Genomic DNA, 16,023 nt, shown 5'->3' on the forward strand with positions numbered 1-16,023 from the left:
CATGACCATGACATGCGCCGCCTGCTTGCTCCGCTCCGTCGTCCCGTTCCGGCGCTATTGTCCCTGTTGATCGCGGCACAGGCGCTGTCCTGCTGGCGGCTGACCATGCCGCCGACGCTGGTCTTCGACGAGGTTCATTACGTCCCCGCCGCGCGCACGCTGCTGGCGCTGGAAGGGCCGGTGAATATCGAGCATCCACTGCTCGGCAAGACGTTGATCGCGGCGGGCATGCTGATGTTCGGCGACAATGCGCTGGGCTGGCGCGCGCTGTCCACGGTGGCGGGGACGGCGATCGTCGGCGGTGTGTTCGGCATCGTCTGGCTGATGACCCGGCGGACACGCACAGCGGCGATCGGGGCGCTGCTGACCATGTTGAACTTCATGGTGCTGGTGCAGGCGCGGATCGCGATGCTCGACGGGTTCATGGCCGCGTTCGTCGTGCTGGCCGTCGTGGCGATGGCTTGGGCGATGCGCGGGAACGCCGTGCAGAGTCGCCGGCGCTGGATGCTGGGCGCGGTGCTGCTGGGCCTCGCGGTCGGAGTGAAATGGGCGGCGGTGCCCTATCTGGGCTATGCGGCGATCGGCTTCGTCCTGTTGAAGCGGCAGGACCCCAGCCGCTGGCCGGGCCTGCGCTGGTGGTCGGCCTGGGGGCTTCTCGGTCTGGGTGCGGGGCTGGCCTATGCGGCGACCTTCGCGCCAGCCTTCTTCTATACGCGCGAGCCGATGACGCTGGCCAACCTCCTGCCCTTTCAGCTGGAGATGTATGCACGCCAGACCCAGATCCTGCCGCCGCATCATTACCAGTCGACCTGGTGGAGTTGGCCCGTGATCGGGCGGCCCATCTGGTATTTCTACGAAATGGCCGAGGGCGCGCAGCGGGGCATTTTCCTGCTCGGCAATCCGGCGGTGATGTGGGGCGGGCTGGTCGCGGTGGCGGCCTGTGCGCTCGGCTGGCTGCGGACGCGCGAGGTGCGGCTGGGCGTCGCGGCGGCGCTCTGGATCGGCGGTTTCGCGGTCTGGGCGATCATCCCCAAGTCGCTCGGCTTTTACTATTATTACTTCCTGCCCGCGATCTGGCTGTCGGTCGCGCTGGCGGTGGCGATCGATCGCTGGCGGACCCGGTTGCGCGACTGGGACGAGGCCTATCTGGTCGCGGTGGCGTGTCTGTTCGTGTATTTCTATCCGATCCTGACAGCGGGAGCGCTGGCGGGGCCGAAGTCCTTTGCGCGCTTTGCTTGGTTCATGGATTGGCGGTGAGGGCCACGCCCCCACCCTCACCCCAAATTCAGTATCGCCCCCAGACGAACCGCGACGACAGCGCATAATTCCACACCGCACCGACCAGCACGCCGATCAGTGCCGACACCGCCCACTCGTTCGCCCGCGCATCGTGCAGGAAAGCCGCCACCCCGACATTGGCGATCGCGCCCACCGCGCAGACCAGACAGAAGGACACCCAGCCGTCGAGCAGCGGCTTGAACCCGGTCAGACGCCGGTCTCGATAGGTCAGCGCGTTGTTCAGGAAGAAGTTGAACGTCATCGCCGCCGCCACCGCGACGATCTGGCTGGCCAGGAAGCTCGCGCCCAGCAGGACGAAGAACAGGCTGAGCACCGCCATGTGCACACCCACGCCCAGCACCCCGATCGCCGAGAACATGGCGAAGCGCACCGGCACCACCTTGCCGAAGCGGCGGTCGTACAGCGCGATCAGATATTCCATCGCCACGACATGATCGAGCTTCGACTCGCCTTCGGTCCGCAGCCGGAAGACATAGGGCATTTCGGCGGCGCGAAGCGGACGCGGCGAGGCGCTCATGATGTCGAGCAGGATCTTGAAGCCGATCCCCGACAGATGCGGCACGGTGTCGCGCGCCACCTGGGTGCGGACCATGAAGAAGCCGCTCATCGGGTCGGACAGGTTCACGTTCAGCACCCGCTGCGACAGCTTCGTCGCAAAGGCCGACTTGGCCACCCGGTCGCGGTCCCAATCGCCCGTCCCGCCGCCATCGACGAAGCGCGAGCCGACGACGATGTCGAGATCGCCTTCCGCCTGCAACCGGTCCAGCATCTTCGGCAGCAGCGTTTCGTCATGCTGCAGATCGCCGTCGATCACCGCGACCACCGGCGCGGCGGTGGCGCACATCCCCTCGATACAGGCGGACGATAGCCCACGCCGCCCGATCCGCTGGATCACCCGGACGCGGCTGTCGACGCGGCCCAGTTCCCGCGCGGCCTCGGCCGTACCGTCGGGGCTGTTGTCGTCGACGAAGATCGCCTCCCACCGCCGCCCGGCCAGCGCCTGGTCAAGCTTGGCGATGAGCACGGGCACATTGGCGCGCTCGTTGAAGGTCGGGATGACGACCGCGAGTTCGAGGAGCGCGCTCATGGGCGTCAGAGGCGTTCGAGAATCGCGTCGGCCATGGCGCGGGTCGAGAGGCTGCCGCCCAGATCGCCGGTCCGCGCGCCCTCGCGGATCGCGCCCGCCACCGCAGCGTCGATGCGGTCGGCCGCCTCGGTCAGGCCCAGCGAGTGGCGCAGCATCATCGCCGACGACAGGATCGCCGCGCACGGATTGGCCTTGCCCTGCCCCGCGATATCGGGCGCCGAGCCATGGATCGGCTCGTACAGCCCCTTGCCCGTCGCCCCCAGTGCGGCGGAGGGCAGCATCCCGATCGACCCCGCGCACATCGACGCCTGATCCGACAGGATGTCGCCGAACAGATTGCCGGTCAGGATGACGTCGAACTGGCCGGGATCGCGCACCAACTGCATCGCGCAATTGTCGACATACATATGGTCGAGCGCGACGTCCGGGTAATCCTTCGCCACCTCGATCACCACGTCGCGCCACAACTGCGAGGTCTCCAGCACATTGGCCTTGTCCACCGACAGCAACCGGCGGCGGCGGCGCATCGCGGTCTCGAAGCCGACGCGGGCGATGCGCGCCACTTCCTCTTCGTCATAGCGCATCAGGTCATGGCCTTCGCGCAGACCCGCCTCGGTGGTGCCGCGGCCCTTCGCGCCGAAATAGACATCGCCGGTCAGCTCGCGCACGATCACCATGTCGATGCGCCGCGCAATGTCGGGGCGAAGCGAGCTGGCATCCTCCAGCCCCTCGAACAGGCGCGCAGGCCGCAGGTTCGCAAACAAGCCGAATGCCTTGCGCAGACCCAGGATCGCCTGCTCCGGCCGGTGCGCACGCTCCAGATTGTCGAAGCGCGGATCGCCGACCGCGCCGAACAGCAGCGCATCGGCGCGGCCCGCCACCTCCAGCGTCTCGGGCGGCAGCGGATGGCCCGCCGCCTCATAGGCCGCTCCGCCGACCTTGGCCTCCTCGAAGGTCAGGCCCAGGTCCAGCGCCTCCAGCACGCGCCGCGCTTCCGCCGTCACTTCCGGGCCGATGCCGTCACCGGCGAGGATCGCGATCAATGCCATGGCTGGCCCCTTGTCCTGTCTATGTTCGGAGCGCCCTTTGCCTTAGCGGACGGTCCTCACGCAACCGCCCTTTTGAACCGATCGAACAGCCGCACGCGGGCGGGCATCGGATCGTTGCGCAAGCCCACCAGGATATCGCGCGCCAGGAAATGCGCGGTGATCCGCCCGGCGGCAAAGATATCCGGCCAGTCGGCCACCCCGCCCTCGCCCAGAAAGGTCGGCAAGGGGAACAGTCGCGCCTCATAGCCGAACGCCGCCCCCACCGACACGGCCGCCCCGCTCTTGGGACTGACATAGGCCAGATCGTCGGTTCCCCCGGTGACGGTGCACCGCTCCAGATCGAGCCCGAAGCCCAACTGCCCCAGCAGCAGCAATTCGTAGCGCACCAAAGCCCCCGCCCAGCCCCGCGCGGAGGGTGCCGACTCGATCGCGGTCAGCACCGCGTCGAGTGCATCGTACAGGACCGGATAAGGCTGTTCCTCGGGCAGGGTGGCGGCAGTCAGCGCGCACAGCCACTCGATCCCGGCGGCGGCCAGCGGCTCGCCATGCAACCCCGCACGGCTATGCCCCGGCTCGATGGTCAGCGCGGCAAGCTGCTCGGCCGTCCGCGCCCGCCACTCGCCGATAATGCCGTTCCCCGGTTGCAGGACGGGCCTGAGCGCCCGCGACCGCCCGCCCCGCACATAGCCCGGCTGCACCCCATCCGCACGGGTCAACGCCCGCACGATCGCCCCATGCTCGCCATGCGGCCGGACCGACAGGATGATGGCGGGGGCGACCCGGTGCATGGGTACGGATGTAGGGGGGAATGGGGTGGGATGCTATGAGCGGGAGCCAACCTACGACTGGACTGAGTCGATCAGTAGAACGCATCCCTCTTCTGCCTCGGTCCCAGCCGTCTTATCTCTGCGGCAGCGCTGTGCGGCAAGCGCGTTTCGAAACCCTTCAATTCCCTGCCCGCTCCGACCTCACCAGCCTTTGCCGCATGCCTCAACCAATGACGATAGCCGGACATATCGTTCCGGTTGAAACAACTGACGGCAGCATTGCATGCCGCGCGGGCATCGCCCGTCCGCCAGGCCCGGCGGTAAAGCCCTGCAGCGCAGAACGCATCGCTGGGCTAACCGAAATGCTTCGCTTTGCCGCCGTAGGAGAACCAATCCGCCAATTCGATCATGCCGCCGGTGTGACCACGTAGCGCCAGATGCCACATGATGGGCATCCACAAGCCGGGCTGGCGGCGCCCTCGTTCATATCGGATGGCCAGCCCTTTGAGATAAAGCCGATCGACGGCTGTTTCGTCCGATACATACTCGATCATGGGATGTTCTCGTACCGAATGACCGACCGCCTATGATCGACCGTCGCTGCATGAATGTATAAACAGGTTCTCTGCATCTGGTGCTTAGTGCAGCAACACTGGCGGGGGAGGGTCAGAATATCGGTCGCTGGCCTTATATGTTATGGACGCGCCGTCGAAGCTGGGCAGGCTTTTGAACACCCGCGCCTGTGATGCATAGGCTACCGACAGTTTCCTGGGAGCATACCAGATGATATTGGTCCAAATCACACCATCAGCACCATCGGCGGCCGCGCCATGATCGCTATCCGCGACGAATACCTCGCCAGCATCAGTGGCTGACTGGCGTCCTCGCCCCATCCTTATAACGGTGACATATCGGGTCGTCGCCCCGCAACTCCGCGACAGCTTTGCGACCCAGCGATCACTACCGATATCATGTGCCTTATCGAGGAGTTCCTCAGTGCAAGCAGGTCCTGCTGTGCAGCTTAGCAACGACAGGGGCAGAATGATGGACAGATGTCTCGCCTTCATTGCACGAAGATGCTGGTTTATATTTACGCAGGCAAGAACTCCGCCATCTAACCAATAAATAGGAGAGACGACCTTTTAACCACCCTCATCGACTATGATAAAAGTCGTACACCTGCTGCGCCACGGCCTGACTAACCCCCGGTGCCTTCCGTAAATCCTCCAGACTCGCATTGCGCACCGCCCGTCCCGTGCCGAAATGCATCAGCAACGCCTTCTTCCGCGCCGGGCCGATGCCGGGCACTTCGTCCAGCGGGCTCGCGCCCATTGCTTTCGCACGCTTGTCGCGGTGGGCGCCAATCACGAAGCGGTGGACCTCGTCGCGCAGGCGCTGGAGGTAGAAGAGCAGCGGCGCGTTGACCGGGAGCATCCGTTCGCTGCCGTCCATCATGTGAAAGACCTCGCGCCCCTCGCGGCCGTGATGCGGGCCCTTGGCGACACCGACCAGGCAGACATCCTCGATGCCCAGATCCTCCAGCACCGCCTTGGCCGCATTGAGCTGGCCGCGCCCGCCGTCGATCAGCACCAGGTCGGGCCAGGTCGCATCGTCGCGGTCGGGGTTTTCCTCCAGCTGGCGGGCGAAGCGGCGGCGGAAGACTTCGCGCATCATGCCGAAATCGTCGTTGGTCGCCGCCTCGTTCCCCTTGATGTTGAACTTGCGATACTGGCCCTTCTGGAAACCCTCCGGCCCCGCCACGACCATGGCGCCCAGCGCATTGGTGCCCTGGATATGGCTGTTGTCGTACACTTCGATCCGCTGCGGCGGTTCGGACAGGTCGAAGAAGTCGGCCACCTCGCGCAGCAACTTGGCCTGGGTGGTCGATTCGGCCAGCCGCCGGTCGAGCGCCTCGACCGCGTTGCGCTTCGCCTGATCGAGCAGGCGGCGGCGGTCTCCCCGCTGCGGCACGGTGAGTTGTACCTTATACCCGGCCCGCTCGCCCAGCGCCTCGGTCAGCAGATCACCCTCGGGCAGGTCGCGATCGAGCAGGATGGTCTTGGCGGGCGGCACTTCCTCATAGAATTGCGTGAGGAAGCTGGTCAGCACCTCCTCCTCGGGCACGTCCGTCGTATGCGCAGGGAAGAAGCTGCGATGCCCCCAATTCTGGCCGCCGCGGATGAAGAAGGCCTGGATGCCCATCACCCCCTCGCGACATGCCAGCGCGAAGATGTCGGCGTTGCCCACCCCTTCGGCATTGATCGCCTGCGTGCCCTGGATGAAGGTCAATGCCTTCAGCCGGTCGCGCAGGATCGCGGCAAGCTCGAAATCCATCGCCTCGGCCGCCGCCTGCATCTGGGTGCCCAGCTTGGCCTGGACCTGGGTCGACTTGCCGCCCAGGAAGTTCTTCGCGTCGGCGACCAGCTCGGCATAGGCCGCCTCGTCGATCCGGCCGACGCAGGGCGCCGAGCAGCGCTTGATCTGATAGAGCAGGCACGGCCGGTCGCGCCCCTTGAAGAAGCTGTCGGTGCACGACCGGAGCAGGAACAGCTTCTGCAGCGCGTTCAGCGTGTTGTTGACGCTGCCCGCGCTGGCGAAGGGGCCGTAATAATTGCCGACCGCACGCCTGGCGCCGCGATGCTTCTGGATGCGCGGGAAGTCATGGTCGTTGCGCAACAGGATGAAGGGAAAGCTCTTGTCGTCGCGCAGCAGGACGTTGAAGGCCGGACGATAGCGCTTGATCAGCTGCGCCTCGAGCAGCAGCGCCTCGGCTTCGTTGTTGGTCGTGACGATGGTCATCGACCGGGTCTGCGCGACCATGCGTTGCAGGCGCTTGGGCAGCCGGTCGACCTGGGTATAGTTGGCCACGCGATTCTTCAGCGCGCGGGCCTTGCCGATGTACAGCACGTCGCCACGCGCATCCTGCATCCGGTAGACGCCCGGCCGCAGCGGCAGCGTCGCCAGCACGTTGCGGATCGCCGCCACCCCCGCCTTCAGATCGGGCGCATCGGCACCGCGCAGGGTGAAGGTGGATTTCTCTTCGTTGAAGCGGTCGACGGGAGGTTCGGACATTGGGTGCGATTTAGGAGCGCGGGGGGCGGATCGCTACCCTGTCAGGGTGTTTGGTTCTCGCGAAGCCGCGAAGACGCGATGGTTTTTTTGATCGCGCAGAGGCGCGGAGGACGCAGAGGCGTTCCGAACGTGGCAATCGGGAGACCTTCTTCTCCCTCCGCGCTCTCTGCGCCTCCGCGCGAACCATCTTCTTCGTGTCTTAGCGGCTTCGCGCGAACGTAACCTCAGCCTTGCGCGAAGAGCTTCGTCCCCATCACGCCGATGACGGTCAGCACCATGAAGCCCGCCTGGATCGGCGCGATCTTGTCGCCGAACACGATGGCGCCGCCGATCACCACACCGACCGCGCCCAGCCCGGTCCACACCGCATAGGCGGTTCCGGCCGGAAGCCCGCGCATCGCCAGCGCCAGCAGGCCCATATTCACGAAGCTGAGGATGATCGGCACGCTCGACGCCTGCCAGGTGGCGACGGTCGCCGCCCATTTCAGGCTGAGCGCCCAGCAAATCTCGGTAATCACGGCAATGCCCAGAATGACCCATGCCATCGGAGCGTCTCCTTTGTCACGGGCTCGAGGATATGGGCATCGTCGCCGGAAACCCGAAAGAGACGGCGATGCGGCCCCGTGGTGACGGGGTTATGTTTTGGGCTTCGTAGCCTGGCCCCTCCACCACCGGGCTTTGCCTGGCGGTCCCCCTCCCCCAAACCGAGCCTGGGGAGGAACGGGCTTTTCCGCTCTCCGTTCAGGCCGAGCGGGACCCATGAAGGAGGCCCCGAAAACGACCGAACCGCGCCTCGGCTTCCCGAAGCGCGGTCCTGTCTCCGGCCGTGAAGCCGATCAGTTCGGGCGACCGAGCCCCGAAATGGTGCGGTCGATCATCGCGCGGTCCGCATCGGCCGAGTGATGCTCGGCGATCAGCAGACCGGCGGCCTTGGCGGCAGCCTCGGCGGCGCGGGCGCGGACTTCGGCGATCGCGGTGCGCTCGGCAGCGGCGATCTTGTCCTCGGCCATCTTGGCGCGACGCTCCATCAGCGCCTCGGCATCGGCCTTGGCCTTGCTGAGCAGCTGACCCGCTTCATGCTGGGCCTGGACGCGCATCGCCTCGGCATCGGCATGGGCGGCCTTGGCCTTGGCCTCATATTCGGCCTTCAGCGTTTCGGCTTCCTGACGCAGCTTGTTGGCTTCGTCGAGCTGGGCGCGGATCCCGGCGATCTTCTGGTCGAGCGAACGACCGATCATCGCGGGCACCTTCTTCACCAGCATTCCGATCAGCACGACCAGAGCGGCAAGCGCCACCCAGCCGGTCGAATCGAAACCCAGCGCGGTCGGGCTGGCGGCGTGATGCTCGGTCTCGACGGGCGCGACCGTGTTGCTGGTCAGACCGTCGCCTTCCCGGATCGGACGCGGGGACATCCCCTCGGCCGAGGCCGCATCGGCCAGATTCTGCGCGACCAGCGCATCGGCATTGGTCAACGCGCCGTTTGCGGAATGATTAGCCATGCGCGCTCACCTTTCGCACCGCGTCGGCCGCCGCATCCTCGCCCACCTGGACGCCGGACAGCTTGGCGACGAGATCGCGCGCGGCCTCGGCCGCCACGGTCTGAAGATTGGCCATCGCCTCGACCTTGGCATTGGCGATCGCCAGGTCGTGATGACCCAGACGCTCGGCCAGCTCGGCATCCGCCGCCTTGACCTGCGCCTCGAAGGCATGGGTGGCCCGCGCCTTGGCCGCGTTGGTTTCGGCCATCGCGGCGACACGGGCGGCGTCCATTTCGGCCCGCCATGCCGCCTCGACCCGGTCGGCCTCGGCACGCGCGGCCTCCGCCGCCGCCAGATCGCCGGCGATACGGCCTTCGCGAGCGTCGACGGTCGCCTGAATCTTGGGCACCATCCCACGACCGACCACGAAATAGAGCAGGCCGAAGGTGATCAGGAGCCAAAAGATCTGCGACGCATAGGTCGCACTGATCTGTGCTATCTGGGGCATGGAGTCCTCGTTGCCATATCAACCGGGCGCATCGTCAGCGACACGCCCGGTTGATCAGAATTATTGGGCGACGAACACCAGGATGATCATCGTCACGAAGGCGAGCAGGCCCAGAAGCTCGGCACCGGCGAAACCGATGAAGAGGCGGCCCTGCTGGCTGTCCGCCGCACCCGGATTGCGCAGCGCGCCTTCGAGGAACTTGGCGAACACGTTGCCCACGCCGAGCGAGGCAATGCCCATACCGATAGCGGCCAGACCGGCACCGATCATCCGTGCGGCTTCTGCGTCCATGTCAATCACTCCAGTTCAAAAAGGGTCGTTTGGGTATTCAAAGTGGCGGCGAGGCAGCCCACCCGATCCGGCTCCCCGGATCAGTGCAGGTTGACCGCGTCGTTCAGATAGACCGAGGTCAGCAGCGCGAAGACATAGGCCTGGATCGCGGCGACCAGCAGTTCGAGAAGCGTGATGCCGATCATCAGCAGGAAGCTCGGCAGGGTGACGAGCGCGGCGTAACCGGGGCCCATGTTGATGCCGTTGATGACGAAGGCGGCGAGAACCTTCAGCAGGATGTGCCCTGCGGTCATCGCGACGAACAGTCGCAGACCCAGCGAGAAGGGGCGCACCAGGAAGCTCATCAGCTCGACCACGAAGATCAGCGGAATCATCAGCTTGGGCGTGCCGTGCGGCACGAACAGCGCAAAGAAGTGGAAGCCGTGGCGGCCGAAGCCGACGATCAGCACGATCGCGAACGAGATCAGCGCGAGCACGCCGGTCACGGTCACATGGCTGGTCACGGTGAAGGGATGGACACCCGGCACCACGCCGAAGGGCAGCAGGCCCAGCACGTTGGCGAACAGGATGAACATGAACAGCGAGAAGACGTAGGGCAGGAAGCGCTTGCCCTCCGGCCCGATATTCGACGTCAGCATCGAATTGACGAAGCCGGTGAAACCCTCGACCGCCGCCTGCCAGCGTCCGGGGACCAGATCGCGCTTCATGCCGCCGATCATGAACACCCACAGCGCGACCAGCGTCGCCACCATCCACAGAGCGGAATTGGTAAAGGAAAGGTCGTAGCCGCCGACCACCCAGTGCTGACCGAGCACCGGCTCGATCAGGAACTGGTGCATCGGATCAATCTTGCCGCCCGATTCTGCCGCCACGCTGCTTCGTTCCCACATATGACGAACGCCCGGTTACTCCGGGCGTTCGCCAGAAATCCGAATGATCTGCCTGAACGCCACGCCGATCCCCAGGAACAGCATCACGATCAGGGCCCAGGGTGCGGTGCCGAACCAGCGGTCGAATAGCCAGCCGATCAACGCACTGCCGACAAGACTTCCGATCAGCGCGGAGATCACGCGGCTGCCCTGGGAATAACCCCTGTCGGCGTCCACCTTCACCCCCTGCCGCGCTGCGCCGTCCGCTCTCGCCTTGGCCAATCGCTGATCCAGCGCGGCCAGACGCGGATCGTCCGCATCGCCAAAGTCCTGTCCGGGTTCCTTCTCCGCCACGCAGCCACCCTCACCTGATTTCGTCACCGAAGGGGAGAATGCGCGCGAACGGCGAGCGACCCCGCCAAGGCGAGGCCCGTTTAGAAAGCCCCTCCCCCCAAGTCAACCGCCTGGGGATGGGCTTGTGACAGATGTGTTAAGCATTGTTGCCGGGGAGTGACAGGATGGTGCCCCTCTCTCTGATTCTTCTCCCCTCCCGCAGGCGGGAGGGGTCGGGGGAGGGCTGGCGCTGTCGGCAAGTGATGCCGCTTGTTGGCTGCGCGGAGGCCGGTCCACTCTTCTTACCTTCGGCCTGATCCCGACCGGAGTCCCCTCCCCCAGCCCCTCCCGCCTGCGGGAGGGGAGTGAGAAGATCGGCTAGACGCAGGCGGGCGCGCGTTCCGGTGCGGCGCCGGTGCGGGTCTTCCACACGCCCTCTGGCGTCTTGTACTTCTCGCCGCTGGCGGTCTGGGCGATCAGGTTGCAGCCGCTGGTGAAGGCCATCTGCTCGACGGTCGCGCCGCTGGCCTGCGCCTTTTGGGTATAGGCCGCCTTGCGCTGGATGTTGATGCTGTTGACCAGCGTGCGCAGCGCGGGCGTCGCGCTGCCGACGATGCCCAGATAGCCGTCGGGCTGTTCGCCCACGAGACCCTCGGCGCGCGCGGCGGCATAGGCCGGGTCGCGCTGTGCCATCGCCATGCCCGATACGCCCAGCAGCGCCACCGCGCCGAGCGCCAGGATCACCGTCTTTGCCTTCATGATTAGAATATCCCCGGATTCTGCTGGATCAGCGATTTGGCCTCGCCATCCAGGCGATATACCACTTCCTGCGTCACATTGATGTTCAGATTGATCTCGATCGGCTTCTCCGGCGCGGAGATGTTGACGCATCCTCCGCTCAGTAGGGTCAGCGCGACCGGCATCCATCGTGTCGCATCCAAGATCGGCATCCTTCCCAGCATTTTCAATCCTGTTACGGTCATGGCACAGTCTCGCTTGCGGCTGGCTGAATGGAGGTGGCGGCGGGATTCGCAGGCGGCGCGGCGCGCTTGTTCTGTTCTTCCAGCAGCGCGGGCAGGTTGCGCTGGATCAGGCGGCGCGGGTCGTAGAAGGACTGCGCCGAATCGAGCAGCCCGCGGAAGGGCGCCTTGATCCGCACGTTGAAGATGAAGGGCAGGCGCTGGAGCCGCCGGACGATGAAGTTGGACTTGGCGCCCTTGCCCTGGCTGATCCCGGCGAAGCGCACATCGGTCACCATCTCGCCCGCCAGCGGCCCGTTCATGTCGATCCGCAAGGACCGATAGTTGAGCGAGCGCAGCGCCCCGAACGCCAGATTGCCCCAGACGCCCAGATCCTTCTGACTCAATTCACCCAGATAGGCGATGCTGCCGCCGCCGGCGCGCACGGCCAGCCGACCGCCCTCGATCCGCCCGCCCCGCTCGTCGAAGATCATCGGCAGGGTGCCGTCGAAGACGCCGGTGGCGTTCAGATTCTTGAAGTCGAACTGGAGCAGGAACTGGTCGGCCGCCGCCCCCTCGACATGGAAGGTCATGCGGCGTTCGACCGGTTGCGAAAAATCGAGCAGCGTCGGGTCCAGGGTCAGCACGCCGCCCGCGAACGGCCAGCGCCCGCTCTCCACCCTCACCCGCGCGCCCGACAGGGTCTGATAGCGGATGACGCCGTTCGTCACCTGAATGCCCGGGTTGATCGTCTTGACGGTCGCCACCTGTCCCGGCGCGCTCTCCAGCGCCAGCAGGTCGGTGAAGTCGATCGTGCCCGCGATGCCGCTGACCGGGCCGAGCGCGGCGGCCAGGTCGATCCCTTCGGTGCCGAATCGCCCGGTCGACCGCACGCCGTTGGCGTCCCAGACGATACGCCCGCGCCCGTTGATCGGCCCGCGCACATCCTCGATCACACCCTTCGTCACCGGGGTCAGCAATTCGGGCTGGAAGTCCTTGGTGAAGGTGATGCCCGGCACGCTCAGATCGGCCTCACCCGCGCCCTTGTCGAGCGCATGGGTGATGGTGACGTCGGCGACCTTCACCGACTTGGTCGGCTCGAACAACGTGCCCCGGGCGTCGATCCGGCTGCCCGCCAGCGTCAGCGTGACGTCGCGCGCCGCCATGGGCAGGAAGCGCGGCGAATCGGCCCGTGCGTCGCGCACCTGAAGCGCGCCGTTCAGCGTCAGCACGCCGCCCGCCAGCCGCCAGTCGCCACCCGCCTCGCCCAGCAGCAGCGGCACCTGCCCCACCTGCCCGGCACCGCCGGTGAACTGGCCCGCAAGGCCTTCCGGCGTGATCCGGCCATTCAATTCGGCCGCGTCGATCCGGGTCGGCGATTCGGGGCGGCCGATGACGGTCTGCACGCCGGTCAGGGTGAAACTGCGGTCGGCCAGCGCAAAGCGGGTGGTCGCCGCCGCCAGGGTCAGCGGGCTGCTGCCGATCTGCCCGACCAGCCTGGTCGCCCCCAGCTGCGCACCACCGCTGAGGCGCGTACCGTCCAGACGCACCAGCGCGCCGTCCAGCGGACACAGCCGTGTGGCCACCTTCGCCAGCCTCAGGCCCGACAGTGCCAGCCGGTCGATCGCCAGCGGCTGGCAGTCCGGATTGATCAGCAACCGCCGCCCGCCGTCCCAGCGCGCGGCGATGGGCAGGACCAGCCCGTCGATCCGCCCGCCGCTGATCGGCCCGGACAGCGCGACACGGGTCGTCACCAGGGTCTCGCCATTGGCGGCCGAGCGGAACACCATCCGGTCGAAGGCCAAGGCCGCGCCGCCCGCCTCGTAACGCGCCAGCTCGGCGGTGCCGCGCATCGGCTGTTTGGGTCCATCCTGCCGCAGCGTCGCCCGCAGGCTCGGCAGACCGCCGCCGCCCATTGCCGCCCGCGTATCGATCCGCAGCCCGCGTGCATCATAGGCGAGGCCATAGCCGCCCGCGAAAGCGAGCCGCCCGCCGCTGGCCGACGCGACCGTCAGGCGCGGCACACGCACCGCGAAGCCCGGCCCACCTGGTCCCCGGTCGCTGTCGATCGCCAGCGCCATATCGGCCGCGAAGCGACGCCCTGCCCGCCCGACCGCCTGGGTCATGGCGTGCAGCACCGGCCCGACCGGCGTGCCCGCCGCCGCCTCGCCCGCCTTCAAGACGGGGGCCAGCGCGGCGGCCGATGCCTGCGCACCGCCCAGTTGCGCCTGTCCGTCGAAGCGGGTGGCAGAGCCGATCAGATAGCGACCCGCGACCATCGCCCGCTCGGCGCGACCGACGCGGGCAACGACGTTGCGCGCCGCGACCTGCATGCGCCCTTGCGTACCCTTGGGCGTGCCGGAAAAGTCGATCTGTCCCTCGATCGCCGCAGCGGCCAGGACCGGATGGCGGATCGCCCCGCTGCCGAGTGATGCCCGTCCCTGCCAGCGATCGAGCGCTGCGCCGAAAGTCACATCGACCCGCGCCGCCAGATCGGCGGCCGCCACCTCGCCACAGCGCAGATGGCCGAGTTGCAGCGGGCCGGTCAGCGTCGGCTGTTCGCGCACCACCCGGACTCGCAGGGGGGCAGCCAGCCCCGTGGCGACGCAATCGCCCATCACGAGCCTGGGCGCGACCGCCGCCAGCCGTCCGGTAAAGCCGTCGCTCAGCACCCCCTGCCCGGCGAGGCTCAGGCCGACGATTCCGTGCGGCGTTTCGAGCCGGATGCCGCCATTCTGCACCGCCACGTCGAGCTTGGGCAGCTGGAACGGCTTGCCCGATGTGTCGGGCGGCCCCATCAGCCTGTCGAGCGTGCCCAGGCTGATCCGTCCATCGATCAACCGGCCGCGCAGGCGGACCCGCCCGGCGCGCACGCCCGTCACGACGGGCCCCGACAGGGTCATGCGGGTCCGCGTCTCCAGCCAGTCGGCGACGAGGTCGGGGCGCCGCGGGTCGCCCAGCACGACGTTGGTCAGTCGCTGTCGACCGAAACCCAGATCGGAAATCCTGTAGCGCGCCGGCACGCCGCGCCTGGCCAGTTCGCGGTCCAGCACCTGCCCCGCCAGCGGCTTGCGCTCGATCCACAGTGCGATCAACGCGGCCAGGATGACCAGCGCGATGGCGATCAGGGTCAGCTGAAGGCGACGGAAACGGCGGGCGGGGCCCGCGACCGGGGTCACGCGCGTCTCGCTCTCCTCGCTCGCGCCCTCCACCCCGATGCCACTCCCTTACTGTGACCCACGTCATAAACACCGGGCCGCGCGCCACGCAATCGCGCGAAGCCCGGCGACAGTTCCCGCCGCCCGCTTTATGATGCCCCGCCACGGGGGACGGGACATGCACGACACCAGCGAAATCGAGGCGAACGATCATGCCGGACACCGCGCGCGGCTGCGCGACCGATTGCTGGGCGGTGGCGGATTGCTCGATCATGAACTGATCGAATATCTTCTGATGACCGCCATCCCCCGCCGCGACACCAAGCCGATGGCCAAGGCGCTGCTGCGCGAGTTCCACGACATCGGCGGCGTCCTGACCGCCGACCCCATCGCGCTCCAGCGGGTCGACGGCATAGGCGAGACGGCGGCGGCGACGATCAAGATCGCCCAGGCCTGCGCGCTGCGACTGGTCCAGGCGGAGGCGATGAAGCGCCCGGTCCTGTCCAACTGGCAGGCGCTGCTCGATTATCTGCACGCCGACATGGCGCATCACGGGGTCGAGCGGGTGCGGGTGCTGCATCTGAACACCCGCAACATGCTGATCCGCGACGAATTGATGGGACAGGGTTCGATCGACCAGGCGCCGGTCTATGTCCGCGAGGTGATCCGGCGCGCGATCGACTTCGGTTCGGCCGCGCTGATCCTGGTCCACAACCACCCCAGCGGCGACCCCTCCCCCAGCCGCGCCGATATCGACGTGACCCGCGCCATCGCCGAGGCGGGCAAGAGGCTGGGCATCACGGTGCATGACCATATCATCATCGGCACCTCGGGGCATGTCAGCCTGCGGGCGCAGGGGCTGATCTGATTCTCGGCCCTGCATTGTCCGGCATTTTTCCTTAGGGCGATGCCCCCTTGGTCGAAGCTGCCCCCCTCACCCAACGTGCCACCCCGGTGAAGGCCGGGGTCCAGTTGCGCAACGATCGATGAAATTATTCCCGCTTTCCCGACTGGATACCGGCCTTTGCCGGGATGGCGCATGGATTTTGAGATCGCCTCCGTCCCAAAATAAGGATGACCCCATCCCAAATCGGCCCTCCGTGGTTAGCCATCACAACTTGCCCGGCTCGCGCCACTCGCGCATCACCACGGG

Annotated in this window: 16 protein-coding genes; 2 read left to right on the plus strand and 14 right to left on the minus strand. The window is 66.8% G+C overall.

Features of this window, described 5'->3' with window-relative positions; all coding sequences use genetic code 11:
• The first annotated feature begins 12 nt into the window (after positions 1 to 12).
• Positions 13 to 1,257 (plus strand): phospholipid carrier-dependent glycosyltransferase, encoded by a 1,245-nt coding sequence (locus ACQR50_RS13755; protein ID WP_428968745.1) that lies wholly within the window; start codon positions 13 to 15, stop codon positions 1,255 to 1,257.
• 28 nt (positions 1,258 to 1,285) lie between these two features.
• Here ACQR50_RS13755 and ACQR50_RS13760 read toward each other — a convergent pair whose 3' ends face one another.
• From ACQR50_RS13760 to ACQR50_RS13825, 14 genes are all read right to left on the minus strand, one after another.
• On the minus strand, positions 1,286 to 2,386 hold the full coding sequence (locus ACQR50_RS13760) for a glycosyltransferase family 2 protein (RefSeq protein ID WP_428968746.1): 1,101 nt from the start codon (positions 2,384 to 2,386) through the stop codon (positions 1,286 to 1,288).
• A gap of 5 nt (positions 2,387 to 2,391) precedes the next feature.
• Positions 2,392 to 3,435, minus strand: coding sequence for a 3-isopropylmalate dehydrogenase (gene leuB / locus ACQR50_RS13765; protein WP_184105976.1), 1,044 nt, complete (start codon positions 3,433 to 3,435; stop codon positions 2,392 to 2,394).
• A gap of 56 nt (positions 3,436 to 3,491) precedes the next feature.
• Positions 3,492 to 4,223, minus strand: coding sequence for a DNA repair protein RecO (gene recO / locus ACQR50_RS13770; RefSeq protein ID WP_428968747.1), 732 nt, complete (start codon positions 4,221 to 4,223; stop codon positions 3,492 to 3,494).
• Between the two features lie 332 nt (positions 4,224 to 4,555).
• Positions 4,556 to 4,756: a hypothetical protein gene (locus ACQR50_RS13775; protein WP_428968748.1), complete on the minus strand. Its 201-nt coding sequence runs from the start codon at positions 4,754 to 4,756 to the stop codon at positions 4,556 to 4,558.
• 598 nt (positions 4,757 to 5,354) lie between these two features.
• On the minus strand, positions 5,355 to 7,274 hold the full coding sequence (gene uvrC / locus ACQR50_RS13780) for an excinuclease ABC subunit UvrC (RefSeq protein ID WP_428968749.1): 1,920 nt from the start codon (positions 7,272 to 7,274) through the stop codon (positions 5,355 to 5,357).
• Positions 7,275 to 7,498: 224 nt separating this feature from the next.
• The gene (locus ACQR50_RS13785; RefSeq protein ID WP_042484285.1) at positions 7,499 to 7,819 is read right to left on the minus strand and encodes a DMT family transporter; all 321 of its coding nucleotides are present in this window, start codon (positions 7,817 to 7,819) and stop codon (positions 7,499 to 7,501) included.
• A gap of 291 nt (positions 7,820 to 8,110) precedes the next feature.
• On the minus strand, positions 8,111 to 8,773 hold the full coding sequence (locus ACQR50_RS13790; RefSeq protein WP_428968750.1) for a hypothetical protein: 663 nt from the start codon (positions 8,771 to 8,773) through the stop codon (positions 8,111 to 8,113).
• On the minus strand, positions 8,766 to 9,260 hold the full coding sequence (locus ACQR50_RS13795; protein WP_056431687.1) for an ATPase: 495 nt from the start codon (positions 9,258 to 9,260) through the stop codon (positions 8,766 to 8,768). The genes ACQR50_RS13790 and ACQR50_RS13795 overlap by 8 nt, the downstream gene beginning before the upstream one ends.
• Positions 9,261 to 9,320: 60 nt before the next feature.
• Positions 9,321 to 9,551: a F0F1 ATP synthase subunit C gene (locus ACQR50_RS13800; RefSeq protein WP_307002385.1), complete on the minus strand. Its 231-nt coding sequence runs from the start codon at positions 9,549 to 9,551 to the stop codon at positions 9,321 to 9,323.
• An 80-nt stretch (positions 9,552 to 9,631) separates the two neighbouring features.
• Entirely contained in the window at positions 9,632 to 10,423 is a 792-nt protein-coding gene (locus ACQR50_RS13805) for a F0F1 ATP synthase subunit A (protein ID WP_428968751.1), read from the minus strand.
• A gap of 33 nt (positions 10,424 to 10,456) precedes the next feature.
• On the minus strand, positions 10,457 to 10,801 hold the full coding sequence (locus ACQR50_RS13810; RefSeq protein WP_420854040.1) for an AtpZ/AtpI family protein: 345 nt from the start codon (positions 10,799 to 10,801) through the stop codon (positions 10,457 to 10,459).
• A 330-nt stretch (positions 10,802 to 11,131) separates the two neighbouring features.
• Positions 11,132 to 11,512, minus strand: coding sequence for a YdbL family protein (locus tag ACQR50_RS13815; RefSeq protein ID WP_076711475.1), 381 nt, complete (start codon positions 11,510 to 11,512; stop codon positions 11,132 to 11,134).
• 2 nt (positions 11,513 to 11,514) lie between these two features.
• The gene (locus tag ACQR50_RS13820) at positions 11,515 to 11,703 is read right to left on the minus strand and encodes a YnbE family lipoprotein (protein ID WP_244955784.1); all 189 of its coding nucleotides are present in this window, start codon (positions 11,701 to 11,703) and stop codon (positions 11,515 to 11,517) included.
• Between the two features lie 29 nt (positions 11,704 to 11,732).
• The gene (locus ACQR50_RS13825; protein WP_428968752.1) at positions 11,733 to 14,891 is read right to left on the minus strand and encodes an intermembrane phospholipid transport protein YdbH family protein; all 3,159 of its coding nucleotides are present in this window, start codon (positions 14,889 to 14,891) and stop codon (positions 11,733 to 11,735) included.
• 157 nt (positions 14,892 to 15,048) lie between these two features.
• On the opposite strand from ACQR50_RS13825, the gene radC reads away from it, so the two are divergent.
• A complete protein-coding gene (gene radC / locus ACQR50_RS13830) occupies positions 15,049 to 15,738 on the plus strand; it encodes a RadC family protein (RefSeq protein WP_428968753.1) in 690 nt (229 codons plus the stop codon).
• Positions 15,739 to 16,023: the final 285 nt, after the last annotated feature.

It is taken from the genome of Sphingomonas sp. Xoc002 (assembly GCF_050408055.1).
Taxonomy (GTDB): Bacteria; Pseudomonadota; Alphaproteobacteria; order Sphingomonadales; family Sphingomonadaceae; genus Sphingomonas; species Sphingomonas yabuuchiae.

Excerpts from the sequence above, each read along its gene's own strand:
- recO (WP_428968747.1), bottom strand. The coding sequence starts at position 4,223 with ATGCACCGGGTCGCCCCCGCCATCATCCTGTCGGTCCGGCCGCATGGC.
- ACQR50_RS13755 (WP_428968745.1), top strand. The coding sequence starts at position 13 with ATGCGCCGCCTGCTTGCTCCGCTCCGTCGTCCCGTTCCGGCGCTATTG.
- ACQR50_RS13795 (WP_056431687.1), bottom strand. The coding sequence starts at position 9,260 with ATGCCCCAGATAGCACAGATCAGTGCGACCTATGCGTCGCAGATCTTT.
- ACQR50_RS13815 (WP_076711475.1), bottom strand. The coding sequence starts at position 11,512 with ATGAAGGCAAAGACGGTGATCCTGGCGCTCGGCGCGGTGGCGCTGCTG.
- ACQR50_RS13790 (WP_428968750.1), bottom strand. The coding sequence starts at position 8,773 with ATGGCTAATCATTCCGCAAACGGCGCGTTGACCAATGCCGATGCGCTG.
- uvrC (WP_428968749.1), bottom strand. The coding sequence starts at position 7,274 with ATGTCCGAACCTCCCGTCGACCGCTTCAACGAAGAGAAATCCACCTTC.
- ACQR50_RS13820 (WP_244955784.1), bottom strand. The coding sequence starts at position 11,703 with ATGCCGATCTTGGATGCGACACGATGGATGCCGGTCGCGCTGACCCTA.
- ACQR50_RS13760 (WP_428968746.1), bottom strand. The coding sequence starts at position 2,386 with ATGAGCGCGCTCCTCGAACTCGCGGTCGTCATCCCGACCTTCAACGAG.
- leuB (WP_184105976.1), bottom strand. The coding sequence starts at position 3,435 with ATGGCATTGATCGCGATCCTCGCCGGTGACGGCATCGGCCCGGAAGTG.
- ACQR50_RS13800 (WP_307002385.1), bottom strand. The coding sequence starts at position 9,551 with ATGGACGCAGAAGCCGCACGGATGATCGGTGCCGGTCTGGCCGCTATC.
- ACQR50_RS13785 (WP_042484285.1), bottom strand. The coding sequence starts at position 7,819 with ATGGCATGGGTCATTCTGGGCATTGCCGTGATTACCGAGATTTGCTGG.
- ACQR50_RS13775 (WP_428968748.1), bottom strand. The coding sequence starts at position 4,756 with ATGATCGAGTATGTATCGGACGAAACAGCCGTCGATCGGCTTTATCTC.
- radC (WP_428968753.1), top strand. The coding sequence starts at position 15,049 with ATGCACGACACCAGCGAAATCGAGGCGAACGATCATGCCGGACACCGC.